Source organism: Thermosipho japonicus, assembly GCF_014201655.1.
Taxonomy (GTDB): domain Bacteria; phylum Thermotogota; class Thermotogae; order Thermotogales; family Fervidobacteriaceae; genus Thermosipho; species Thermosipho japonicus.
Map to the genome: position 1 here is coordinate 388,926 of NZ_JACHEX010000001.1, position 23,565 is coordinate 412,490.

General features: G+C 30.8%; 24 protein-coding genes. 14 read left to right on the forward strand and 10 right to left on the reverse strand.

The window, feature by feature from the left end; translation table 11 throughout:
- Positions 1-38: 38 nt before the first annotated feature.
- From rny to HNP65_RS02165, 10 genes are read right to left on the reverse strand one after another with little or no spacing between them, the layout of a single operon-like run.
- Positions 39-1,571 (reverse strand): ribonuclease Y, encoded by a 1,533-nt coding sequence (gene rny / locus HNP65_RS02120; protein WP_184618728.1) that lies wholly within the window; start codon positions 1,569-1,571, stop codon positions 39-41.
- A 1-nt stretch (position 1,572) separates the two neighbouring features.
- Entirely contained in the window at positions 1,573-1,965 is a 393-nt protein-coding gene (locus HNP65_RS02125; protein WP_184618729.1) for a regulatory protein RecX, read from the reverse strand.
- On the reverse strand, positions 1,940-3,001 hold the full coding sequence (gene recA, locus HNP65_RS02130) for a recombinase RecA (protein WP_184618730.1): 1,062 nt from the start codon (positions 2,999-3,001) through the stop codon (positions 1,940-1,942). Before recA ends, HNP65_RS02125 begins: the two co-directional genes overlap by 26 nt.
- Positions 2,991-3,563, reverse strand: coding sequence for an RNA 2',3'-cyclic phosphodiesterase (gene thpR, locus HNP65_RS02135; protein ID WP_184618731.1), 573 nt, complete (start codon positions 3,561-3,563; stop codon positions 2,991-2,993). The genes recA and thpR overlap by 11 nt, the downstream gene beginning before the upstream one ends.
- A 7-nt stretch (positions 3,564-3,570) precedes the next feature.
- Positions 3,571-4,095, reverse strand: coding sequence for a CDP-diacylglycerol--glycerol-3-phosphate 3-phosphatidyltransferase (gene pgsA, locus HNP65_RS02140; protein WP_184618732.1), 525 nt, complete (start codon positions 4,093-4,095; stop codon positions 3,571-3,573).
- A 4-nt stretch (positions 4,096-4,099) separates the two neighbouring features.
- Positions 4,100-5,383 (reverse strand): 30S ribosomal protein S12 methylthiotransferase RimO, encoded by a 1,284-nt coding sequence (rimO, locus tag HNP65_RS02145; protein WP_184618733.1) that lies wholly within the window; start codon positions 5,381-5,383, stop codon positions 4,100-4,102.
- A 7-nt stretch (positions 5,384-5,390) separates the two neighbouring features.
- A complete protein-coding gene (locus tag HNP65_RS02150) occupies positions 5,391-5,930 on the reverse strand; it encodes a DUF4416 family protein (RefSeq protein WP_184618734.1) in 540 nt (179 codons plus the stop codon).
- Entirely contained in the window at positions 5,918-6,442 is a 525-nt protein-coding gene (locus HNP65_RS02155) for a hypothetical protein (protein ID WP_184618735.1), read from the reverse strand. The genes HNP65_RS02150 and HNP65_RS02155 overlap by 13 nt, the downstream gene beginning before the upstream one ends.
- A gap of 11 nt (positions 6,443-6,453) precedes the next feature.
- A complete protein-coding gene (locus HNP65_RS02160; protein ID WP_184618736.1) occupies positions 6,454-8,565 on the reverse strand; it encodes an efflux RND transporter permease subunit in 2,112 nt (703 codons plus the stop codon).
- A 3-nt stretch (positions 8,566-8,568) separates the two neighbouring features.
- Positions 8,569-9,507, reverse strand: a complete 939-nt coding sequence (locus HNP65_RS02165) for a DNA polymerase III subunit delta (protein ID WP_184618737.1) — start codon at positions 9,505-9,507, stop codon at positions 8,569-8,571.
- 68 nt (positions 9,508-9,575) lie between these two features.
- Here HNP65_RS02165 and HNP65_RS02170 point away from each other — a divergent pair, with 68 nt between their 5' ends.
- The 14 genes from HNP65_RS02170 to HNP65_RS02235 all read left to right on the forward strand — a co-directional run bounded on the left by HNP65_RS02170 (position 9,576) and on the right by HNP65_RS02235 (position 23,500).
- The gene (locus tag HNP65_RS02170) at positions 9,576-10,589 is read left to right on the forward strand and encodes a CheR family methyltransferase (protein WP_184618738.1); all 1,014 of its coding nucleotides are present in this window, start codon (positions 9,576-9,578) and stop codon (positions 10,587-10,589) included.
- A 14-nt stretch (positions 10,590-10,603) separates the two neighbouring features.
- Positions 10,604-11,287, forward strand: a complete 684-nt coding sequence (locus HNP65_RS02175; protein ID WP_184618739.1) for a hypothetical protein — start codon at positions 10,604-10,606, stop codon at positions 11,285-11,287.
- 5 nt (positions 11,288-11,292) lie between these two features.
- On the forward strand, positions 11,293-13,056 hold the full coding sequence (locus HNP65_RS02180; protein WP_184618740.1) for an ATP-binding response regulator: 1,764 nt from the start codon (positions 11,293-11,295) through the stop codon (positions 13,054-13,056).
- Positions 13,057-13,065: 9 nt separating this feature from the next.
- Positions 13,066-13,632 (forward strand): chemotaxis protein CheB, encoded by a 567-nt coding sequence (locus tag HNP65_RS02185; RefSeq protein ID WP_184618741.1) that lies wholly within the window; start codon positions 13,066-13,068, stop codon positions 13,630-13,632.
- A 215-nt stretch (positions 13,633-13,847) separates the two neighbouring features.
- Entirely contained in the window at positions 13,848-15,107 is a 1,260-nt protein-coding gene (locus HNP65_RS02190) for a methyl-accepting chemotaxis protein (protein ID WP_184618742.1), read from the forward strand.
- Positions 15,108-15,120: 13 nt separating this feature from the next.
- Positions 15,121-15,984: a radical SAM protein gene (locus HNP65_RS02195; protein WP_184618743.1), complete on the forward strand. Its 864-nt coding sequence runs from the start codon at positions 15,121-15,123 to the stop codon at positions 15,982-15,984.
- Entirely contained in the window at positions 15,978-16,718 is a 741-nt protein-coding gene (locus HNP65_RS02200; RefSeq protein ID WP_184618744.1) for a radical SAM protein, read from the forward strand. Before HNP65_RS02195 ends, HNP65_RS02200 begins: the two co-directional genes overlap by 7 nt.
- Positions 16,719-16,740: 22 nt before the next feature.
- Positions 16,741-17,673 carry an ROK family protein gene (locus tag HNP65_RS02205; protein ID WP_184618745.1) on the forward strand — a complete coding sequence of 311 codons (933 nt, stop codon included), beginning with the start codon at positions 16,741-16,743 and terminating at the stop codon, positions 17,671-17,673.
- On the forward strand, positions 17,651-18,475 hold the full coding sequence (locus HNP65_RS02210) for a carbohydrate kinase family protein (protein ID WP_184618746.1): 825 nt from the start codon (positions 17,651-17,653) through the stop codon (positions 18,473-18,475). Before HNP65_RS02205 ends, HNP65_RS02210 begins: the two co-directional genes overlap by 23 nt.
- 11 nt (positions 18,476-18,486) lie before the next feature.
- On the forward strand, positions 18,487-19,323 hold the full coding sequence (locus HNP65_RS02215) for a sulfide/dihydroorotate dehydrogenase-like FAD/NAD-binding protein (protein WP_184618747.1): 837 nt from the start codon (positions 18,487-18,489) through the stop codon (positions 19,321-19,323).
- Complete coding sequence (gene gltA / locus HNP65_RS02220; protein ID WP_184618748.1) at positions 19,314-20,687, forward strand: NADPH-dependent glutamate synthase; 1,374 nt, start codon at positions 19,314-19,316, stop codon at positions 20,685-20,687. Before HNP65_RS02215 ends, gltA begins: the two co-directional genes overlap by 10 nt.
- Before the next feature lie 295 nt (positions 20,688-20,982).
- Positions 20,983-21,633, forward strand: a complete 651-nt coding sequence (gene atoD, locus HNP65_RS02225) for an acetate CoA-transferase subunit alpha (RefSeq protein ID WP_184618749.1) — start codon at positions 20,983-20,985, stop codon at positions 21,631-21,633.
- Positions 21,630-22,274: a 3-oxoacid CoA-transferase subunit B gene (locus HNP65_RS02230; protein WP_184618750.1), complete on the forward strand. Its 645-nt coding sequence runs from the start codon at positions 21,630-21,632 to the stop codon at positions 22,272-22,274. Before atoD ends, HNP65_RS02230 begins: the two co-directional genes overlap by 4 nt.
- Before the next feature lie 23 nt (positions 22,275-22,297).
- Positions 22,298-23,500: an acetyl-CoA C-acetyltransferase gene (locus HNP65_RS02235; protein ID WP_184618751.1), complete on the forward strand. Its 1,203-nt coding sequence runs from the start codon at positions 22,298-22,300 to the stop codon at positions 23,498-23,500.
- The last annotated feature ends 65 nt before the right edge of the window (positions 23,501-23,565 follow it).

Sequence of the window (23,565 nt, forward strand, 5' to 3'; positions counted from 1 at the left end):
AAAATCCCCCTTCAAGAAAAGAAGGGGGAATATTTTTATTATTTTGCGTAAGCTACACTTCGCTTTTCTCTAATTACCACAACTTTTAAAACTCCTGGATATTGCAGCTCCTCTTCGATTTTCATAGCAATGTCGTGGGACAATTTATCAGCCAAAACATCATCAACTTTATCTGGTTGTACTATAACCCTTACTTCTCTACCAGCTTGAATTGCATATGCATTTTCAACATATTTAAAGCTTTTTGCAATCTCTTCAAGTTTAATAAGCCTTTTAATATAATTTTCAACATCTTCTCTTCTTGCGCCTGGTCTTGCAGCAGATAATGCATCTGCAGCTGCAACAATGACTGCTTCTGGGGTCATCGGTTCTTCTTCTCCATGGTGAGCCATTATCATATTAATAACCTCTTTCTTTTCACCATATCTCTTTAATATTTCGGCACCAATAATAGTATGAGAGCCTTCAACTTCATGATCAAGTGCTTTACCTACGTCATGCAATAGTCCTCCACGTTTGGCCATTTCTACATTCAAACCAAGTTCGGAGGCTAACAAACCAGCAATAAGTGCAACTTCTATAGAGTGATTCAATACATTTTGACCGTAACTCGTTCTAAATTTCAATCTACCTAAAAGTTTTACTATTTCTGGATGCAATCCTCCAACACCTGTAACAAATGTTGCTTCCTGACCAGCTTCTTTAATTATTCTTTCGACTTCGTCTTTCGCTTTTTCATACATTTCTTCAATTCTTGTAGGATGTATTCTTCCATCTGCAACTAACTTTTCAATTGTCCTTCTTGCAATTTCCCTTCTCAATGGATTAAAACAACTTACTGTAACCATTTCTGGTGTATCATCTATAATCAAATCTACACCTGTAACCTTTTCAAATGCTCTTATATTTCTCCCTTCTCTACCAATTAGTCTTCCTTTCATATCATCATTTGGAAGCATCACCGTACTTACTGTTACCTCCCCAGAATACTCAGGTGCATACCTTTGAATTGCATCTGCTATAACCTTTTTTGCGTATTTTTCAGCATCTTCTTCATACCTTGTCTTAATTTGAGAATAAACTTTTGCAATTTCATATTCATACTTTTCACGTGCTTCATTTAAGACAATTTCTCTTGCCTGCTCTGGAGTAATACCTGCAAGTTTTTCAAAACTTTCTTCTATTTCTTTTTCTTTCTCAATTAACTCTCTTTGTTTTTCTTCCAATTCTTTTCTTAACTCTTCTATATAATTTTCTTTTTTATCCAAAAGTTCTTCACGCTTTGAAACCATCTCTTCCCTTTTAATAAGTCTTTCTTCAGCATACTTTAATTCCTCTTCACGAGCCTTTTTCTCTTTTTCCCAATCTTCTCTAAGCTTGTGAAGTTCCTCTCTTGATTCAATAACGGCCTTTTTCTTGATTTCACTTGCCTCTTTTTCAGCCTCTTTGATAATATGTTCTGCGTCTTTTTTGGCTAATAACAAATCTTTTTCAATTTTTCTTTTAGCTACTACATAACCAACTAAAGCTCCAACAAAAACACCAACAAATGCTAATATATATATCAACATTTTATTCACCTCCAAATCCTCTTCTATATAAGTATTCTCTAGCTTTTCTTGCATCCATATCTTTTACCAATTCTCTTTTTATCTGCTCAATATCAACTTCAGATAAAACTTTTGAAATTGCATCATCAATTATGTATTCATCAACTCCAAGGTTTAAAAGCTCTCTTTTAATCAAAAATGGTCCCTTCTTTTTCAAAGTTAAAGAATCATAAGCATAAAGATATGCAAATTTTTCATCATCTAAAAAACCTTTTGACTTTAATTCTTCAATTGTTTTTTTTATTTCTTCATCATTATATCCCTTATCCTTTAATCTTAAGTATATCTCTTTTTCAGAACGTATTCTAAACTTTAAAAGTCTTAATGCATCATTTATCGGATTCTTTTTTCTCATCAGATTTTTCTTCACCCTTCTTAATTAAACCATGTTTTTCTCTTATTATACCTTCTATTTCGTCCAACAACTCTGGATGCTCCAAAAGGTACGCAATTGAATTGTTTTTACCTTGTCCAAGAGAATGCTCTACACCCTTCAAATCAACATACGAGAACCAACTACCGCGTCTTGTTATAAGATGCTCATCAACTGCAATATTAAATAATTCATTTTCTCTTACTATACCTTTTCCGTAAATAATATCAACAATTGCTTCTTTAAATGGTGGAGCAACTTTATTCTTTACAAATTTTACCCTTACCTGATTTCCAACACTTTCGCTTCCCTCGGTAATTTTTCCAATTCCTCTAACTTCAAGCCTCATAGTAGCATAAAATTTCAATGCAACCCCACCAGTTGTAGTTTCAGGATTTCCATACATTACTCCTATTTTCATACGGGTCTGGTTTATAAATATCACAACTGTTTTTGATTTATTTATATTTCCTGCAAGTTTTCTCAAAGCTTGAGACATCAATCTAGCTTGAAGCCCTACCTGCACATCCCCCATAGAACCTTCTATTTCTGCACGTGGGACGAGTGCCGCCACAGAATCAACCACAACAATATCAACGGCATTACTTCTCACAAGTTCATCAACAATTTCAAGTGCCTGTTCACCATAATCAGGTTGAGCTATCAATAGATCATTTACATCAACCCCAAGATTTTGAGCATATACTGGATCAAGTGCATGTTCTGCATCAATAAATGCTGCAACTCCGCCATTTTTTTGAGCCGAAGCTATAGCATGCAAAGCAATCGTAGTTTTTCCACTTGACTCTGGACCATATATTTCAATTATCCTCCCACGTGGATATCCACCAACACCAGATGCTATATCAATTGCAACAGAACCACTTGGAATAGTTTCAATATTCTGTATACTTGATTCTTCACCCAAAAACATTATTGAACCCTTACCGTAAGTTTTTTCAATCTTTCCTATAGCTTTTTTCAAAACTTCTCTTTTTTTTGCATTATCATTGCTCATTCTTTTCCAAACCTCCTTCAAATTTTACCTTGTAAAGCCACTTATAAATAGGACCAGATGGAGTTAAAGTTGACGAATATATCGTCACCTTGTCAACTGAAACTATTGTTTTAGGAACAGTAATACCTTTAATTAACTCTTCCCAATTTTCTGGGCTAAACTTTAATCTGCCTAAAGTAATATGTGGAACAAAATTTCCCTTATCATCAAAAGATAACCTGAGCTTTTTCAGCTCCGACCTCATTTCAAGATAAAGTGTTTGTAAAATTTTATCTTGGGTAACCTTCAAAAAGAATACACGCGGTAAATGTTTAAATCTAAAAAATCCAAAATCAGAAACTTCATACGAAAAACTAGGAAAACCTGCCAACCTTTTGTGCAAACGTTGGGCAAGTAAATCAACCTTTTCTTCGCTCAAATCCCCCATAAAAAATAATGTCAGATGCAAATTTTCAGGACTTGTCCATGAAGCTTTAAATCCCATTTTTTTAAGTTTTTCAATAACTTCCTCTGCTATGCTCCTTACCTCTGAATTTATATCGATAGCTATAAAGGTACGCAAATTAAAATCACCCCTTTAATATCTCTTTATTTTGTATCATATAAACCAATCCCGATACCACGGTTAAAAATACAACTAAATAGGAAAGTAATACATTAAAAATTTCCAAACTTTCAAAACCTACAAGTTGCAAAAAAATACCAATAGTCCAAACCATCTGCGAAACTGTCTTTAGCTTTCCAAAATAATTTGCTGCAATAACCTTGTTTCCATATGCAGCTGCCATTCTAACTGTACTTACAAGGGTATCTCTAAAAACTATAACAACTAAAATCCATGCTGGGACTAATCCAAGCTGAACAAAGACAATTAAAATGCTGGTAATAAGAATTTTGTCACTCATTTGGTCAAATATCTTTCCAAAGTTAGTAACCTGATTTAGTTTTCTTGCAAAATAACCATCAAAGTAATCACTAATAGAAGCTATTAAAAATAAAATAAAAGCACTTAAATAAAAACCATTTAATAAAAGAAAAACAATAATAGCCGTTAAAACTACTCTCGCCCAGGTTATAAAATTTGGTACATTCATAAACTCACTCCTCAACAATTTTACCTTCTAAATCATATACATCAGCAGAGGTTACTTTTACCTTGAAAAATCCTTCTTCAAACTTTCCTGGAACAAAAATATTACCGTCAATTTCTGGGGCATCCATATAGCTTCTTGCAATTAAAACTCCTTCTTCTTCCTCATCAAAAAGTACCTTTAAAGTTTTTCCAACCATCTTTTCATTTATTTCGAAAGAAATCTTAGACTGTTCTTCCATTAAAATATCAAGCCTTTCTTGAGCTACTATCTCTGGGACTTTTCCTTCAAAATGATAAGATGGTGCTTCTTCTTCATCTGAATAAATAAATGCTCCTAGCCTCTCAAATCTAGCCATTTTTATAAAATCTAATAACTCTTCAAAATCTTCATCTGTTTCTCCAGGAAAGCCAACAATAATACTAGTCCTTAAAACTGCATCTTCATATCTTTTCCTTATTTTTTCAACCAACTTTAATATTTGCTCAGACTTTTTTGTTCTGTTCATAAGTTTTAGTACCTTATCACTTCCATGTTGAACAGGTATATCAAAATATTTTAAAACCTTGTCGTATGAAAAGGCTTCAATAATCTCATCTGTTATATGATCAGGGTGCATGTACATTACTCTTATCCAAAAATCTCCAGGTATTTCATTGATTCTCTTCAAAAGTTCAGGAAGCATTTGCTTTCCATACAAATCGATCCCATATCCTGTTGTATCCTGAGCAACAAGAATAATTTCCTTCTTACCGGATAAAATAAGATATTCCACTTCGTTTACAATATCATCTATCTCTCTGCTCTTAAAGCTTCCTTTAAAAAGTGGAATTGTACAAAAGCTACAAGCTCTATCACATCCATCGGAAATTTTAACATATGCATACTGCTTTTCATCAATCCTACCACCAAATTCATACACAGGTTCCGGGCTTTTAGGTATTATACTTCCTTTACCAATATTTTCAGCAACCTTTTCGGGGGACAATACTCCAAACCATCCATCAACCTCAGGTATCTCCTTTTTTAATTCCTCACCATATCGTTGAACTAAACATCCTGTAACGTATACCCTTAGATCTCTTTCTTTTTTTAATTCTAGATACGTAAGTATTTCTTCAATAGATTCTTTTTTTGCTTCTAAAATAAACCCACAGGTATCAATAACCACTGCATCTGCATCTTCAATAGTATTTACAATGTTATTTCCTTTCTTTTTTAAATAAGCCTTTAAAAGTGCACAATCTGCTTCATTTTTTGGACATCCTAAAACATCAACATAAAAATTCATATAATTTTCACCTCAAAAATTTTTTTCTTTTTTCCAAATATTTCAGTCTAATTTTTTCCAATTCTCTTTTATATTCTTCTTCTTTATAATTTGGATAAGTAAAATCATAATCCTTCCATCTTCCATTAATATACATTAACGTGGTTTCGGCATAAATTCCTTTTCCTATATATATTCTATGAGGCCACATTTTTGTAGTTGCAAGAACAAATTGCATATGATGAATATATCCTGGGTCAATATTAAATCTTCTATTGCCTTTTACTGCATATCGCTGTTCAATTTCGTTTGTCATATTTTTAATATCTGCAAGCTGATAAGGGTGTATAAGTCTTTCAAAACTCAATAATATTCCTTTTACTCCCTCACCCATCTCTTTGTTGTAATATAAAGTGTATTTTTCAAAATCTAATATATCAGATTTGTAATCTATTGGCCCAAATTTTTCTATTAACTCATCCTCTACCTCAGATAACCAATATTCAACTTGCGAAGAGAAAAAAAACATTACCAAATTTACTAAATCTACTCGTCTTACTTTTCCCATCCAACCACCACCTTGTATTTTTCCATAACCACCTTTTTCGCCTCTTTGTTAATCTTTTTCAAAAGCGAAGGGCCTTCAACTATATATTCCCCTTCATCCATAAAAAAAGTTTTTGTCACTTTGCCATTTATTTTTACCACATCTCCTATCGAATCTAATCTTACTAATGGAGTTTCATATACATTTAAAAATAAAATAACCGAACCTATAAATAAAAAAACAGTAAAGATTAGAAATATATACAAATTAGACTTCGAAATTTTGGAATCTTTTATTCTTTTACTACTTCCCAGCTCATATAACATTACCAAATCTTCTCTTATGTTAAATACTTCTTTAATCTTTCTAAGATGCTTTTCTACAATAGAAGGATCTCCAGAAAAGTTTCCTTCATAATATTTCCTGAAGGTATTTATATCTATTCCAACCCTTTTAGAAAACTCCAATAGCGAAAGATTAGAGGATATTACCTCTTTTTTTAAAATCTCTGATATTTCTTTCCATCCATCCATACCTTTTTATATTATACTCTATTTTTTTCTACTTTTGCAAGAAATAATAAACTTGGTAAAAGAGTCAAACTAAATATAGAACTTGAAATCATTGAAACCCACATAATTCCAACTAAATATTCATGAATTTTAAATGGTGACACCAATAAAACACTCAATCCTATTGCAAGTCCCAATGCATTAGCAAGAATAGGCTTTGAAGTTACTCTAAATGCTTCATCTAGAGCTTGTCTTTTATTCTTGAATTTCTTAAAGTTATAGTTATAACTTTCTATAAAATGGATTGCATAATCGATCCCGACTCCAACAACAATGCTTCCCATAGTTGCGGTAATTATACTCAACTTGATATTGAAATATCCCATAAAGCCAAATAATACTATTAACGTTAAAGATATTGGCAATATTGAAATAAGTGCCTCTTTAAGATTTTTTATCCTTATCAAAACAATTATTAAGACAAATATTACTGCCAAAATTAATGAAACTATCTGCTGAGGAACTATTATTTCGTTCATTTCCTTCATTATATATGGTATCCCGGTAATTTTTACAAAGCTAGGTGCACTTTTTTCTATGTAGTTTAACGTTCGCTTTGAAATTTCCTTGGGGAATATCAAAATTCTTCCAGAAGATGTTTTTACATTTAAAAAATTAGAATAAACATCTGGCATTAAATTCAATAAAAGACCAGCCTGGACAATATTTGGTGGATAGCCTTCTCTTCCAAGAATTTTTTCGTTGATATTTTTCATTAGATCATAAACCGAAACTGCTTTTATATCTTTTTCTTTTATTTTTTCTTCAAATTGCAAAACTTGATTTGCAATTTCTGGAGATACTATTTTTTCTGCTTTAAAATACCCAAAAACAGGTACCGAAATTCCTGCAATTTCACTTACTTTATCAATATTTTTCTTTACCTGAGTCGTATTCTTATACATATCTATCATATAAAATTCCGAATTTAACAAAAATGACCCCGGAACAAAAATTAATGCCAGCAAAATTGAAATTAAAATTGATTTTTTTCCAATTAAATTTTCAAGGAACATACCTATTTTGTTTTTATCCTCTTTTGTCTTTAATTTTGCATTTAATAAAATAATTGGTAAAAATAACCATGTTGCAACTGCTGCAAAGGAAATACCAAGTGAACTAAAAAAGGCAACCTCCGCAAGAGAATCTGAATTTACATATATCAACGATAAAAATCCTACTACAGTAGTTATTGTTGTCAAAATCATTGCTATACCAGTGCTTTCCAAGGCTTTTGAAAGTGCTTTTTTATTATCACTTTCAACTTTTTTTATGTCCATAAAATGAGAAACAAAATGGAGTCCATCTGCACTTCCCATAACAATTGTAAAAATAGGTGCTAGTATGCTTAGTATAGATATTTCACCTTTGTACCACCCTATAAATCCCATTGTCCATAAAGCCCCCATACCAGCTGGAAAGACAGAAAAAAATGTAGCTTTTCTACTACCAAGTCTCCATTTAAAAACAAAAAAGATTGTCAATATTGCAAGTGGTGGTATCGTCAAAACTATAAAAAGCAAGTAATCAAATATTTTTTCCTGCAAATATGAAGTCCCTGCAAAATAGTGTGGGGCATCAATTATTTTATTGATTTTAGAAACAACTCTTTTATTGGAGAAAATATAAAACATTAAATAATATTTACCATCTTTTTCTATTATATTTTCTGATGAAATCTTTTTTAAGAAGTTTAGCACATAGTCTATATTACTTTCATTTATCTGACTTACATCAACTTTTCTAAAGCCAACAGGGATCTGAGTTGGTAATGGAGATACAATCTCTACAACTCCATCAATTTTCTTTAATTTATTTTCATATTCTCTTATCTTTTTAATTCTTTCTAAAGAATATGGACTAACATTAAATTCAATCAGTAAATTAAGCTGATCTTTTGATAAAAAATCCTTTTCAATTTCGTTCAATATATCTTCATACTTTGAATTTTTAGGCATGAATAATGTAAAATCAGTATTAAAACGAATTCTAAATACACCAATAAGTGAAATAATGTTAATTAAAATCAAAAGAACTAGTAGCTTTTTTCTATTTTTTTCATAAAAGTTTACTATCTTATCCATTTATTAACCCTCCTTGATAAATTTTATTAAATTTAAAATTTCAACTTCAGCAGCTCCTCCCGATTTTATACTTCTATCAATAAAGTATAATCTTTTAATTATATCTTTTAATTTCTCTTCTGAATAAATCAAAAGGTGATTTATTGGTTCAATTTTTTGACCTTTAAATTTAAATCCCAAAAATCTTGCAACTTTCGGAGAAGGAATTTTTAATTCTTTTGACAGTCTTGAAATTTCTGGCCAAAAAAATGAGGTTTTCTTTTCTACATTAACAAAAATTTTGAATAAAGAAATAAAATGAGATGAAAGTGTGTATACAATTATGATTGGTTCATAGTCCTTTATTATGTCTTTTAACAATCTAAATGATTCTTCTTTCATCTCAGAAATTGCAAAGCAAAAATCATCCAACTTTGAAAGTGTATATTTATGAATCACATCTTTTAAAATATCAAAATTTAAATCTTTTCCAAAAACTTTTAATTTTTTTATTTCATTGTAAAGTGCAAATTCATCAGGCCCAACATTTTCAAATAAAAAGTCAATTATTTCTCCTTTTACCTCAAGACCATGCTCTTTTAACATTTCAGAAATTAAACTTTTCCATTTCTCTTCTTCCCAAACATTGGGAAGCTTAAATTCTTCTCCTGAAATACCTTTTATTTTTTTCTGTGTCCTTAGAACAAGATAAACATCATCTGAAACAAGTAATGCTAAAATTTCTTTTCTTTCTGATGTCTTGAATTTTTCAAAATCAACTACATCAATTACCGCCTTTTTGGAAAATAAACCTATATTTGATACTTTTTCTTTTATAATCTCTAGTCTATCTGTATAATCTGAATATACTCTCACATATTCTGCATTAAACTTACTTACCAGCTCCTTTACATATTCTTCTTTTTTTAACTCGGAATTCCCCGATAAATTGATAATTGGCATTTTAATCACCTCAAAGTGTATTATAACATCAATTTTATATTATAATATTAACCAAGAGGAGGAAAAATATGAAAGATAAAATTATTCAAATTTTAAATAAGCATAACTTAAAGGCAAATCCAAAACAAATTGAAAATTTCTACAATATACTTAATAAAGAAGAAATAGATGATAAAACATTAGAAAATCTTGTTCTAATGAATTTAACTATTGGCGAATCTTACTTTTTTAGAGATAAAGAAATACTAAAAAAACTCAAAAATATTTTAAAAACAAAAAAATTTTGGAAAATACTTAGTGTCGGCTGTTCTCGCGGAGAAGAAGTTTATACCCTTTCGTTTATCGCACAAGAATTAAAAATAAATATGGAAATTACAGGAATTGATGTAAATAAAGAAAGAATTAAGCAAGCAAGGGAAGGAAAATACAAAAATTGGAGTGTAAGATTTTTAAATAAGGACCAAATTGAAAAATATTTTGAAATAAAAGATGGATATTTTTACGTAAAAGAACAATATAGAAAAAATGTGAATTTCGAAAATCTAAATATACTAGATTTAAATAATACAGACAAAAAATTTGATATAATATTTTTAAGAAGAGTCTTGATTTACATTTCAAACCCAGAAAAAATTATAGAAAAAATATACTCATTATTAAAAAATGATGGATATTTAGTAATAGGACTTGGTGAATATTTTCCAGACTTGTTTAAGTATTTTTCTCCGCTTCTTCCAATATCAAGTTCTATACTAGTTAAAAATCCTAAAAAGGTTGAAAGCAAACAGATTCACAAAAAAGTTTTGTCTGAAATAAAAAAACAAAAAATAGAACTAAATCTCGAAGAAAATATAGTAATTTTGGAAAAATATATAGAAAAAAAAGAATTTGACTCAGCCTACAAAATAGTTAAACAGCTTTCAAAGAAATTCCCTCTCTCATTCATAGTCTGGAAGTATAAAGCATATATAGAATTAGAACTCAATCTTAAAAATGACGCAAAAGAATCGTTAAAAAGAGCTTTAATTTTAAACAATAAAGACGAGGAAATTTGGCAGTTAAAATATGCCATTGAAGAGTAATAGGGAGTGATAATATGTATTATCTTTGTGAAATTGAAGATGACAATGATATAATCAAGATAGCTCTTCCAAAAGAAAAAATAATAGGTATAAGTGATAAAGTAGTAAAATCTACTAAAACTTGCGATTTTGCACTCCACAAAAATAAGTTATATCCAATTTTAACCCACGCAGATCTTAAAAATCCAAAATTTAAATTCTTTCTTATATTCAAAGATTTTGCTTTTGGAATAACAAGATTAATCAAAGAAACAAAAAGCACTCCAATTGAAATAATTAAAAATGAACTATACACAGGTTTGATAAAAGAAAAAGAAGAGTACTTTATATACAACATTGAAAAATTAAAACCAACTCAAAAAGTAAGATATTTGGATAGAAATGATAATAATGAATTTGATGAGGAAAAATTTAATTATGTAGTTGTTGATAGAAAATATGCAATTGCAATAAATAATATCTCCACTATATTATCAAGTAAAGAAATAGTTAAATACCCAACAGAAAAATTTATTGGATTTGTAGACTATAAAAAGATAATTCCAGTTAAACAAATAAAAGAAGGAAAATACGTTATAATTACAAATAATATAGCCTATCAATGTAGCGATATACAAACTGCAAACGGAAAAGTATTAGAAGGGGAAGATGAAAAGGTATTAGAAAGTAATATTGGTAAATTCCCAATTTTGGAGTGATGTGTATGGATTTTTCTGAAATTTTTTTCTCCGAATTAAAAGATAAAGTTTCTGAATCAATAAATATTATTGAAGAGCTAAAAAAATCAAAAGATAAAAAATACATAAAAGATCTCTATAGGATATTTCACACGCTTAAAGGATCTGCAAGTCTTGTAAACCTTGAAAATTTTAGAGATTTTTCGCACAAAGTAGAGCAATATTTTAAGGAAAGCCTTGAATCAGAAAAACTTCCTGATGAATCTTTTTTAGATAACTTAATTGCGATAATAAGTAATTTTTCTAATAAAAATACAGACCTAACAGAAACTGAAGTCAAAGATTTTCTTGAAATACTTGAAGGTAAAAAGGATGCAAGTGAAAATATAGTAATATCTGAAAAAGAAATTTTTAAAATTTCTGAAATTAGCGAATACATTTCTAAAGTACTAGAAATTGAAAACAGTATCTTGAGAAATGATTTAAAAAGTGCTTTGAGTGAAATCAGAAATCTGAAAAAATATCTTTTAAATACTTTGGATGAAATAGTTTTTGTAAAGCTAGAGAATATATTAAAAGACCTAAAAAAATTAGTATCAAGAGAAGCAAATAGATACGGAAAAAAAGTTGAACTTTTACTAGAAATAGAAAATGTAAAAATCGAAAAAGAAGACTCAAAAGATATTATTGATATTCTTGTTCACCTTGTAAGAAACTCAATAGCTCATGGAATAGAAAATCCCGACGAAAGAAAAAAATTAGGAAAAAATGAAGTTGGAAAAATATGGATAAGATCATACGTAGACCAAGGAAATATATTTATAGAGGTAGAAGATGATGGAAAAGGTCTAGATATTGAAAAGATAGAAAACAAGGTAAAAGAAAAAAACTTGAATGTAACCCCACTTGAAGCAATTTTTCTTCCTGGATTTAGTTCCAAGGACAAAGCTGATGAACTCTCTGGAAGAGGTATTGGCCTTGACATGGTTAAAAACTTTGCAAATTTGCGTGGTGGGGATGTAAAAGTAGAAACTCAAAAAGGAAAAGGAACAAAGTTTACCGTGTTTTTCAAAACTAAAAGCTTTATCACAAAAGTTCTAGTAGTTGAAGACAGCGAAAGAATTTTTGCAATAGAAACTTCTCATATATTAAAAATTGAAAACTACAACGAAAAAGAAATGCAAATAGAAAATAAAATTGCTTCTGAAGGAAAGTTATATGAGATATATTATAAGTCAAAAAAACCAAAGTTTGTTATAATCACCAAAAATGAAAAGGCAATAGTTGTAAATAATATCATAGGAACCTTTGACGGTCAATTAATAGTTCAAGAAATAAGAGAAATAAAAGGCTTTATTAAAAATATTTTTTCAAGTCCTATCCCACTTCTAGATACTAATACTCTAAAAAAGAACGTAACATCTAAAAATGAGGAAAAAAAGAAAATACTACTTATAGATGACTCCATAGTTACAAGAAATGTTGTCTCAAAATTTTTAGAAAACCGGGGATATAATGTTGTAACGGCAAAGAACGGGTATGATGGTATAGAAAAATTCAAAAACCAAGAATTTGATATAGTAATTTCAGATGTTGAAATACCAAGAATTAATGGGTTTGAAATCACAAGGAAGATAAAAGAAATTAATCATAACGTTCCTGTTATAATTTTTAGCACACTTTCACAAAAAAATTTTGATAAAGCTATTGAGTCTGGAGCTGACTCATTTATATCAAAAGATGAACCACCAGAAAACTTATTAAGATTAATCGAAAAATTTTCAAAGTGAGGAAAAAACATGGAAAAGATTGTTATTATAGGCTCTGCAGGAAGCCCAAATAATGTTATCAAATTACTCAAAATCAATCAAAAATTAAATATTCCAATATTACTTTGCATTCATTTTGAAAAAAGTGCTATAGAAAATTTTGCAAATAGCATAAAAAAAGAAACAGGGCATGAAATTTTTATAGTTAGTGGACCAAAAACCTTAAAATCTGGATTATATATAGCTGAAGGTGGTAAAGATCTAGTATTTAAAACCAATAGAGTTTTAATGTCTGGAGTATACAAAAAAACAAAAACTCATCCTTCGATCGAAATATTACTCAACTCAATTGAAAAACTTAATGATAAAAATTTTCATATTTTCGTGTTAAGTGGTCTTGGAAACGATGGTGCTAACATTGCACAATCTTTAGAACAAAAGGGAGTAAAATTTTACATCGAAAAAAAACCCTTGTTTGATTATCTACCAAGAAGTTTTTTAAATAATTTAAAAAATTACCTACACCTTACAATAAATGAGATGAAAAATATAATCATACAAATCAATGAAAAAAGAAGAAGAGAACTTGTCAAATAAAATCCAATAGTTTTTAACTTCGATGCTTGATGCAATTTTATATCAAAATATCTTAAAAATTTTCAAAAAAATTGCTCAAATGAAATTTACATGTATCTCATTGGAAAATATAAAAACTACGCAAAATATTTTTGATTAACAAACTTTACTAGGTTTACTTGGTTAACAAAAAGAATTCAAAACTTTTAAATTTAATCTATCAGGGAGGGATTTAAATGAAAAAAGATATTAAATATGGATTTCTTATTTCTGGAATTTTTTTAGTATTTGTTTTTTTACTTGCAATTACTTTTGTTCTCCCTCAAGTAAAAAAAACTTTTAAAAATGAAATTTTAGAATCTTTCCTTTCAGAAATTAAGCTTGTTGTAGAAACAAAAGCTTATGATAAATTATTTAACAATTATCAACACAAAGGATATTATTTTATAATCTCAAAAAATGGGACGACATTGAATCACTCTGATACATCAAAAATTGGTAAAAATATTGCAGATTATGTACCAGAATTGTTTAAAGCCATGAAAGAAAAAAAAGAAGGGATAGTTGAATATAATTTTGAAAATGAAAAGAGATATGCTGCCTTTGCATTCGATGGCAATGTATTTGTAGCTCATTCTGTAACAGAAAGTGAATTATTTGAAAATTATAATACTTTAGCAAAAAATATTATTTTTATTGGATTTCCAATCATAATCATTGCAACAATTGCATTAGGATACTTTATGTCAAAAATCCTCTCAAAGGATACTCTAAAACAATTCAACTATATAAAATCTCTATTTCAAAATATATCAGAGAATGTTCTTTCAACCTCATCTTCTACTTCCGAAATAAAATCAATGGCTGAGAATACAGAAAATGCTATTAATGAATTAGATAGATCAGTTGAAGAATTTGCAGCATATATTCAAGAAAGCTCTGCAGAAATAGAAACTGCAATAAAAAAAGTAAAAGATTTTACGATTACTATTCAAGAAATAATAAACTCAAGTTCAAAGTTAAATGAATTAACGGATATTTTAACAGATTTAACAGAACAAATTGCAGATGTTTCAGATACGATAACAGTTCTTGCAATAAATGCTTCAATTGAAACTAGTAAAGAAACTATGGATAGAGAAGGACTTTCAAGAATAGCTGAAATGATAATGGAACTTTCAAATAATACTCGAAAACTTGTAAAAGATTCAAAGGCCTCCTTACTTGATATTGAAAACATAATCACTTCTAACATATTATTGTCTGAAAAAGCATCAAAAGAAACTATTACAGTAAACGAATCTTTAAAATCAATTGATTCTGCCAATAGAGAAAACGTTCAAAACATAGATAAATTAATAAAAATTTCAAAGAGTACTCATGATGCAGTTGAAGAGTTATACGAAGGTCTTGAACAAGTTGAAATGGCCATTAATAACATAAAAGAACAAGTAAACGAATTCGAAAATGCAATGAAAAATTCGAAAATCATCTAATGAGGAGGAAAATATGTTAAACTTTTGCACTCTTTGTCCAAGAAAATGCAGAGTCAACAGGTATAAACAGAAGGGAATATGTGGTGCTGATTATAAAGTTAGAGTTTCAAATATTTTACTCCACAAAGGAGAGGAACCTCCCATATCTGGAAAAAATGGAGCAGGAATTATATTTTTTTCAGGCTGCCCTATGAAATGTATTTATTGTCAAAATATGGGATTTTCTCAAAAAGGGGTTGGAAAAGAAATTTCCATTGAAAAGCTTGCTGAGGCATTTTTAACATTACAAGAAAATGGTGCAGAAACTCTAGATCTTGTAACAGCAACACAATACGTTCCCCAAGTAATTGAGGCACTAAAAATTGCGAAAAATAAAGGATTTAATTTACCTGTCGTATATAATACCTCCAGCTATGAAAATGTTGAAACTTTAAATATGCTTGAAGGTTATATAGATATTTACCTTGCCGATATAAGGTATACCAATTCTATGTATGGTGAAAAATATTCCAAAGTTAAAAACTATTGGGAAATTGCTCAAGAAGCTATAAAAGAGATGTATAGACAAGTCGGTGCATTTAGTGAAGAAAGCAAAAGAGGTATAATAATTAGAATACTTGTCCTTCCAAATAATGTGTCAGGACATTTTAAAGCTTTAAGATTCATAGCAGAACTCGATCCAAAAATTCCTGTATCGTTAATGTCACAATACCTACCCCATTTTGGGGCAAAGAATGATCCGTTGATAGGTAGAAAAATTACAAAAGCTGAATATATGGAAGCAGTTGAATATATGGAATTTCTTGGTTTAAATGGATGGATCCAACTTGATGAAAAAGATAGACTAACCACTAAGGCGGTGAATTTTAAATGGTAATTGTTAACCCTTCAGGAACTCTACCAATTTCTGTTACAAAAGGTTGCCCAATGAACTGTAAGCATTGTGGTGGTGTTTACGTAAAAAGCATGACACATATCGACAATATTGAAAGATATGTAAATAAATATAAGTCTTTTTTGATAAGCGGTGGAATGTCTAATGATGGTATTATACCTTTCTCGCCATATCTAAACAAATTAAAAGAATTAAAAAGAACTTACAATTTACAATACAATTTTCATATAGGATTTCCAAAAGAACCCCCATTTGAAATAATCGATGTTGCTGATGTAGTAAGTTTTGATTTTTTCTCAGATGAAAATGTAATGCAAGAAGTTTATACAATTAAAAGAACAAAAGATGAAATACTTTCTGCAGTTTTACCACTTCCTATAAAGAAAGTACCGCACATAACTATTGGTATTTTGTGTGGTAAAATTACACATGAGGAAAAAAGCATAGAAATATTAAAAGATTACTTCGATACAATCGTTCTAAATATTCTTATTCCAACAAAAAACACGGCATACAAAGATTGTAACCCACCAACTGTTGATGAAGTTGCTAAGGTTTTTAATCTTGCAAAAAAACATTTTAAAAGTGTAATACTTGGTTGTATGCATCCTCATGGAAAGTATAGAAAAGAACTTTTAGAAAAAATTAGCCCAGATGTATTTGTAAATTCTGCAAGTAAGAATTACGATTTTAAAGGCTGTTGCTCGTTTTTGTAAAAATAAACAAAGGAGGATAAAAATGAATATAGTAGGAGTAGACCTCGGAGGAACATACGTAAAAATTGGGTTGGTTGATTCCAAAAATGGAAAAATATTAAAAAAATCTTCTATTGAAACGAAAGTTGAACTTGGTGGGCAAGAAGTTGTTAAAAGGATTGCAAATGCAATATTAAAACTTACTGAAGAGACTGATTATCACGCAGTAGGTATCGGCTCTCCAGGTTCAATAGACAAAGAAAACGGAGTTGTTAGATTCTCTCCTAATTTTCCAGATTGGCATAATTTTCCTTTAGGTTCACTTCTATCAGAACTTTTGGGTAAAAACGTATACGTTGAAAACGATGCAAATTCATTTGCGTTAGGGGAAAAATGGTTCGGTGCAGGAATAGGAAAAGATCATATTGTTGCATTAACACTTGGAACCGGTGTTGGTGGCGGAGTAATTTCACATGGAACTTTAATTACAGGTTCTACCGGAATAGGTGCAGAATTAGGCCACGTTATTATAAATCCAAATGGACCACTTTGTGGTTGTGGAAACTATGGATGTCTTGAGGCATACGCTTCTGCAACTGCAATTGTAAGGATGGCAACAGAAAGGAAGAAAAAATTTCCAAATTCAATAATATTTAAAAATGAAAAAGTTACAGCTAAAGCTGTATTTGACGCAGCACGAGACGGTGATAGACTTGCTTTAATGTTAAGAGATGAAGTTGTTGAAGCACTTGCTATTGGTATAACAGGATTTGTTCATATCTTTAACCCTGAAGTAGTTATTATTGGCGGTGGTGTTTCAAGGGCTGGAGATATCTTGTTTGAACCGCTTAGAAAAAGAGTTAATGAACTTGTAATGCCAACCTTTAAAGATACATTTGAAATAATTCAAAGCCCATTGGTTGAAAACGCGGGCATATTGGGGGCTGCTTCTATTGTTCTCCAAAGAGAAAACTGACGTTTTTTGTATTGGAAAAACTAATCTCGATATCTTTTATTACATTGACAAAATTCAAATTGAAGAAAATCATGTGGCAAATAATTTTGCATATTTTCCTGGTGGAAAAGCCACGAATGTTGCAATTAATCTTGCAAATTTAGGTCTCAAAGTTACTTTAATCTCTACAATTGCTGATGATATTTTCGGAAGATATATAAAAGAAAAGTTAGAAAATATTTTAATGTTCAAACCACAAATAGTCAAAAATGAAAATACCGCTTTAACCAGTATCGTTGTAGAAGATTCTGGAGCAAATACTATGTTTCACAATCTGGGTGCAAACCAGTTCTTATCATCTCAAGCAATACCTGATAATATGAATTTTGCATTTATACAAACTGGTATTCCACAAGAAACTTTAATTAAATCTTTACAATCATCAAAAACTGCTTTTGTTGAACTTTCTGAAACTTCGCAATTTGAAATATTAAAAAATTTTTCTGCTGAATATGTATCTTTGAACAAAGATGAACTAATAAAAATATTCAAGGAAGAAAATATTGAAAAAAATCTTGCAAAGTTATCACACTTTGCAAAGCATATAGTACTAAAAATGGGAAAAGAAGGAATAATTTATGCAGGCGATACAATAATAAGAAAAAAGGCTAAAAGTGTGAAAGTTATAAACACAGCAGGTGCTGGCGATGCAGTATCGGCAGCATTTATATATGGTACTATAAACGGTTGGGAGATTGAAAAAACTTTGGATTTTTGTATCGAATTTGCAAGTGAAAAAATTCAGAGTATTTACTCAACATAGGGGGTGTATCCTTGAAAAACAAGATCTTAGAAAAGAGAAAACTTGCATATGGTGTCCATGAATTTTGGATAGAAAATCCTATAGTTTCAAAAAATGCAAAAGCTGGGCAATTTGTTATATTCAGATTATATGAAAATGGCGAAAGAATCCCTTTAACAATTTCTGCCGTAAATAAAGACTCATTTAGAGTAATAGTTAAAGCAATTGGAAAAAGCACATATGAACTTTGTCGATTAAATAAAGGAGACTTTATTTTAGATGTTGTAGGCCCCCTTGGAATGCCAAGTGAAGTTAAATATTACGGCAATGCTTTAGTAATTGGAGGAGGAGTTGGAATTGCAGCAATCACTCCTATTGTCAAAGAACTTATAAAAGAAAAAAACAATGTCGATGTAATTCTTGGTGGTCGTAGTAAAGAATACATTATTCTCGAAAATGAATTTAAGAATGCAAATAATTTATACATAGTAACAGATGACGGCAGTCTTGGAGAGAAAGCATATCCACATCAATTCATGGAAAAAATGATACAAGAAAAAAATTATGATATTATATGGGCTATAGGCCCTTCAAAAATGATGAAAGCTTGTTCAGAGGTTGCAAAAAAGCATGATATAAAAATTTGGGTTTCTTTAAATTCAATAATGGTAGATGGTACAGGCATGTGTGGTGGTTGTAGGGTAAGAATTGGAAACAAATTAAAATACACTTGCGTTGATGGTCCAGAATTTGACGGGCGACTAGTTGATTGGGAAAGTTTTGAAAAAAGACTAAATCAATACAGAAAAGAAGAAAAGATAGCACTTTCAAAATATTTACAGGAAGTTGGTGAACCAACATGGCTGTAAAGCAAAGATTAAAGACAATTGAAAGGAACCCAAATGAAAGAAATAAAGATTTTAATGAAGTTAATCTTGGCTATACTCAAGAGCTTGCAATTGAAGAAGCAAAAAGATGCCTCCAATGTCCAAACCCTACCTGTGTACAGGGCTGTCCTGTAGGAATCGACATTCCAGGCTTTATCAAAAAAATTGCCGAAAAAGATTTTGAAGGTTCCTACAAAGTACTAAAAAAGTACAATAGTCTCCCGGCAATATGTGGCAGAGTTTGCCCTCAAGAAATTCAATGCGAGGGAAGCTGTGTTTTAAATAAAGTTGGTCAACCAATATCAATAGGCGCATTGGAACGTTTCATTGCCGATTGGGCTATTAATAACAATATCGAAGAAGATATAATTCCTGAAAAAAGAATTAATAAAAAGATTGCGATAATAGGTGCTGGACCTGCTGGTTTAACAACAGCCTCAGAACTTTCAAAAGCTGGTTTTTCAGTAGACATGTATGAAGTTTTTCATGACGTTGGTGGTGTTTTAATTTATGGAATTCCAGAATTTAGACTTCCAAAAAGTATTGTAAAAAAAGAAGCTCAACTCTTGAAAAAACTAGGGGTAAATATATTTACAAATATTCCTGTTGGCCTTGCAATTCACCCAAAAGAATTGCTAGAAAAATACGATGCAATATTTATAGGCGTAGGTGCTGGAACTCCAAAATTTATGGATATTGAAGGGACAGAACTTAATGGAGTGTATTCAGCAAACGAATTTCTAACAAGAATAAATTTAATGAAAGCCTATAAATTCCCACAAAGTGATACTCCGGTAAAGATCGGTGAAAAAATAGTAGTAATTGGCGGTGGAAACACAGCAATGGATGCAGCAAGAAGTGCGTTAAGATTGGGAGCAAATGTTACAATAGTATATAGAAGAAGTGAAAATGAAATGCCCGCAAGAAAAGAAGAAATTAAACATGCAAAAGAAGAAGGCGTAAAATTTCAAACTCTAACTCAACCTGTAAGATACATTGGAGATGAAAATGGAAATTTAATTGGTATTGAATGTATAAAAATGGAACTTGGTGAGCCTGATGAAAGTGGTAGAAGAAAACCTATTCCTATTCCAAACAGCAATTTTATAATTGAAGCATCTGTGGCCATCGAAGCAATTGGTACAAATCCAAACAAACTTTTGTTATCTCAATTTGATGGACTTGAGTTAAATAAATGGGGATATATTAAAGCAGATGAGTTTGGAAGAACCTCTATTGAAAAAGTATTTGCAGGCGGAGACATAGTAACAGGTTCTGCAACTGTAATTCTCGCAATGGGTGCTGGAAAAAAAGCTGCAAGTGTAATAAAACAAGCTTTATATTAAACTTTAAAAAGTTTTTTTCTAATATAATCAATATATAAAAGCCCGTTTCTAATTACTAGAAACGGGTTTTACTTTTATTCAAACAAAATTTAAACAAAGTTCTTTAAAATAGTCTATATTAAGCTTTTTTTCTTTTTTTAAAACAATAATAAGTAAGAATCAAAATATTTCTCAGCTTAACATTTTAGTAACAAAAAGGTATAATAATTATTGTGAATTTATACACATCTTTTTATATTAAAGTTATAAACTTAATAAATTTGTATATTATTGACAAAAAAAGGAGGGAAAAGCTTTGAAAATCATTGATCTTTCAGAAATAAGTAATTTGATTAAAGAAGGATCAACAATAATGATTGGTGGATTTTTGGGGGTTGGAACACCTGAAAAGATAATTGATGAAATCATTAAAAACAAAATTAAAAATCTAACGGTGATCGCAAACGATACGGCTTTTGAAGATAAGGGAATAGGAAAACTTGTAAAAAATAAACTCTGTAAAAAAGTAATAGTCTCACACATAGGAACAAACCCAGAAACCCAAAGACAAATGATTGAAGGAACATTACAAGTAGAACTTGTACCACAAGGAACACTCGCTGAAAGAATTCGTGCAGGCGGTGTTGGTTTAGGTGGAATTTTAACACCAACAGGAGTTGGAACAATTGTTGAAGAGGGAAAACAAATTATTGAAATTGAAGGAAAAAAGTATTTATTAGAACTACCACTTAGGGCTGACATTGCATTAATAAAGGCCAAAAAAGCTGATTATCTTGGAAACCTTGTTTTCAATTTAACGGCGGAAAATTTTAACCCCTTGATGGCACTTTCAGCTGACACAGTAATTGTAGAAGTTGAAGAAATTGTACCAACAGGAAGTCTTTCACCAAATGAAATCAAAATTCCCGGAGTTGTAGTTGATTATATTGTGGGGGTGGAAAAATGAACCCAAAAGAAAAAATTGCAATAAGAGTTGCAAAAGAGTTAAAAGAAGGACAGCTTGTAAATTTAGGAATAGGTCTTCCAACGTTAGTTGCAAATTACATACCAGAAAATATACATGTATTTTTTCAAAGTGAAAACGGTATTGTAGGAATGGGACCAGCACCTGAACCAGGTTTCGAAAATAAAGATCTTACAAATGCTGGCGGACAATTTGTTACTGCTCTCTCGGGTGCAATGACTTTTGACAGTGCATTTTCATTTGCTCTAATTAGAGGTGGACACCTAGATGTAACTGTACTTGGTGGATTACAAGTTGACGAAGAAGGGCATCTAGCAAATTGGATGATTCCTGGAAAGATGATCCCAGGCATGGGTGGTGCTATGGACCTTGTAACTGGAGCAAAAAAAGTAATCGTTGCCATGACACACACTGCAAAAGGAACACCTAAAATAGTTAAAAAATGCTCTTTACCATTAACATCAATACGCAGGGTTGATTTAATAGTTACTGAACTAGCAGTTATAAAACCTACGGATGAAGGTTTATTATTAAAAGAAATAGCAAAAGAAACAAGCTTAGACGAAGTTTTGAGTCTAACTGAAGCAAAATTAATAATCTCTGATGATTTAAAAACATTTTAAATAAAAAAAAGGGGTGGAGTGATATGGTATACATAATAGGTGCAAAAAGAACAGCAATAGGGACATTTGCGGGGAGTTTAAAAGACATACCAGCTCCCAAACTTGGTGCAATTGCTGCAAAGGCAGCAATAAAACAAGCTGGGATTGAGCCATCTGATATTGATGAAACTATAATTGGCTCCATTCTTACGGCTGGACAAGGTATGGGACCTGGAAGACAAGTTGGGATTTATTCAGGGGTTCCAGTTGAAAAACCTGGATTTACTGTAAATATGCTTTGTGGCAGTGGAATGAAAGCAACAATGCTAGGTGCTATTGACATTATGCAAAAGGAAGCAGAAGTAGTTTTGACAGGTGGTATAGAAAACATGTCAGCATCACCTTATCTTCTACCAGCAAGAGCAAGATATGGTCTTAAATTTGGAAATTTTGAAATGATTGATCACATGATATTAGATGGTCTAACAGATGTATTTAATAACGTACACATGGGAATAACAGCAGAAAATCTTGCAGAAAAATACAATATAACTAGAGAAGAACAAGACAAATTCGCATATGAAAGTCAAATGAAAGCAAAAGCAGCATTAGAAAGCGGAAGATTTAAAGATGAAATAGAAAAAGTAGAAATTGAGACAAAAAAAGGAACAATAATATTTGATACAGATGAGCATCCAAGATTCGATGTGACATTAGAAAAGCTTGCCAAACTAAAACCAGCATTCAAAAAAGACGGAACAGTAACGGCCGGAAATGCAAGTGGAATAAACGACGGAGGAAGTGCAATACTGCTTGCAAGCGAAAAATACATAGAAAAGAAAGGATTAAAACCTCTGGCAAAGATAGTAGCATGGGCACAAGCAGGAGTAGATCCAATGGAAATGGGCCTTGGTCCGGTACCAGCAACAGAGAAGGTATTACAAAAGGCAGGAATGAAAATGGAAGACATAGAATTGATAGAACTAAACGAAGCATTTGCAGCACAAAGTTTGGCAGTAATAAAGGAATGGAGTAAAAGATTTGGAGTAAGCGAGGAATGGATAAAAGAAAGGACAAATGTAAATGGAGGAGCAATAGCACTAGGACATCCAATAGGGGCAAGTGGGAATAGGATAATAGTAACGTTGCTTTATGAGATGAAGAAAAGGAATTTAAAATATGGACTTGCAACATTATGCATCGGTGGAGGTATGGGAACCGCTGTTATTATTGAAAATATTCAATAAAAATTAATCATGAATCTTTATCCCCAAGCAAAATTTGCTTGGGGATTTTTTATTGTTTGACAAAT

Bases quoted from the DNA above. Each gene is read 5' to 3' on its own strand.
- HNP65_RS02230 (WP_184618750.1), top strand. From the start codon at position 21,630: ATGAACCCAAAAGAAAAAATTGCAATAAGAGTTGCAAAAGAGTTAAAA.
- HNP65_RS02170 (WP_184618738.1), top strand. From the start codon at position 9,576: ATGAAAGATAAAATTATTCAAATTTTAAATAAGCATAACTTAAAGGCA.
- HNP65_RS02185 (WP_184618741.1), top strand. From the start codon at position 13,066: ATGGAAAAGATTGTTATTATAGGCTCTGCAGGAAGCCCAAATAATGTT.
- HNP65_RS02235 (WP_184618751.1), top strand. From the start codon at position 22,298: ATGGTATACATAATAGGTGCAAAAAGAACAGCAATAGGGACATTTGCG.
- HNP65_RS02200 (WP_184618744.1), top strand. From the start codon at position 15,978: ATGGTAATTGTTAACCCTTCAGGAACTCTACCAATTTCTGTTACAAAA.
- HNP65_RS02205 (WP_184618745.1), top strand. From the start codon at position 16,741: ATGAATATAGTAGGAGTAGACCTCGGAGGAACATACGTAAAAATTGGG.
- HNP65_RS02190 (WP_184618742.1), top strand. From the start codon at position 13,848: ATGAAAAAAGATATTAAATATGGATTTCTTATTTCTGGAATTTTTTTA.
- HNP65_RS02155 (WP_184618735.1), bottom strand. From the start codon at position 6,442: ATGGATGGATGGAAAGAAATATCAGAGATTTTAAAAAAAGAGGTAATA.
- rny (WP_184618728.1), bottom strand. From the start codon at position 1,571: ATGTTGATATATATATTAGCATTTGTTGGTGTTTTTGTTGGAGCTTTA.
- HNP65_RS02195 (WP_184618743.1), top strand. From the start codon at position 15,121: ATGTTAAACTTTTGCACTCTTTGTCCAAGAAAATGCAGAGTCAACAGG.
- rimO (WP_184618733.1), bottom strand. From the start codon at position 5,383: ATGAATTTTTATGTTGATGTTTTAGGATGTCCAAAAAATGAAGCAGAT.
- HNP65_RS02125 (WP_184618729.1), bottom strand. From the start codon at position 1,965: ATGAGAAAAAAGAATCCGATAAATGATGCATTAAGACTTTTAAAGTTT.
- HNP65_RS02175 (WP_184618739.1), top strand. From the start codon at position 10,604: ATGTATTATCTTTGTGAAATTGAAGATGACAATGATATAATCAAGATA.
- HNP65_RS02165 (WP_184618737.1), bottom strand. From the start codon at position 9,507: ATGCCAATTATCAATTTATCGGGGAATTCCGAGTTAAAAAAAGAAGAA.
- pgsA (WP_184618732.1), bottom strand. From the start codon at position 4,095: ATGAATGTACCAAATTTTATAACCTGGGCGAGAGTAGTTTTAACGGCT.
- HNP65_RS02180 (WP_184618740.1), top strand. From the start codon at position 11,293: ATGGATTTTTCTGAAATTTTTTTCTCCGAATTAAAAGATAAAGTTTCT.
- HNP65_RS02150 (WP_184618734.1), bottom strand. From the start codon at position 5,930: ATGGGAAAAGTAAGACGAGTAGATTTAGTAAATTTGGTAATGTTTTTT.
- recA (WP_184618730.1), bottom strand. From the start codon at position 3,001: ATGAGCAATGATAATGCAAAAAAAAGAGAAGTTTTGAAAAAAGCTATA.
- gltA (WP_184618748.1), top strand. From the start codon at position 19,314: ATGGCTGTAAAGCAAAGATTAAAGACAATTGAAAGGAACCCAAATGAA.
- HNP65_RS02160 (WP_184618736.1), bottom strand. From the start codon at position 8,565: ATGGATAAGATAGTAAACTTTTATGAAAAAAATAGAAAAAAGCTACTA.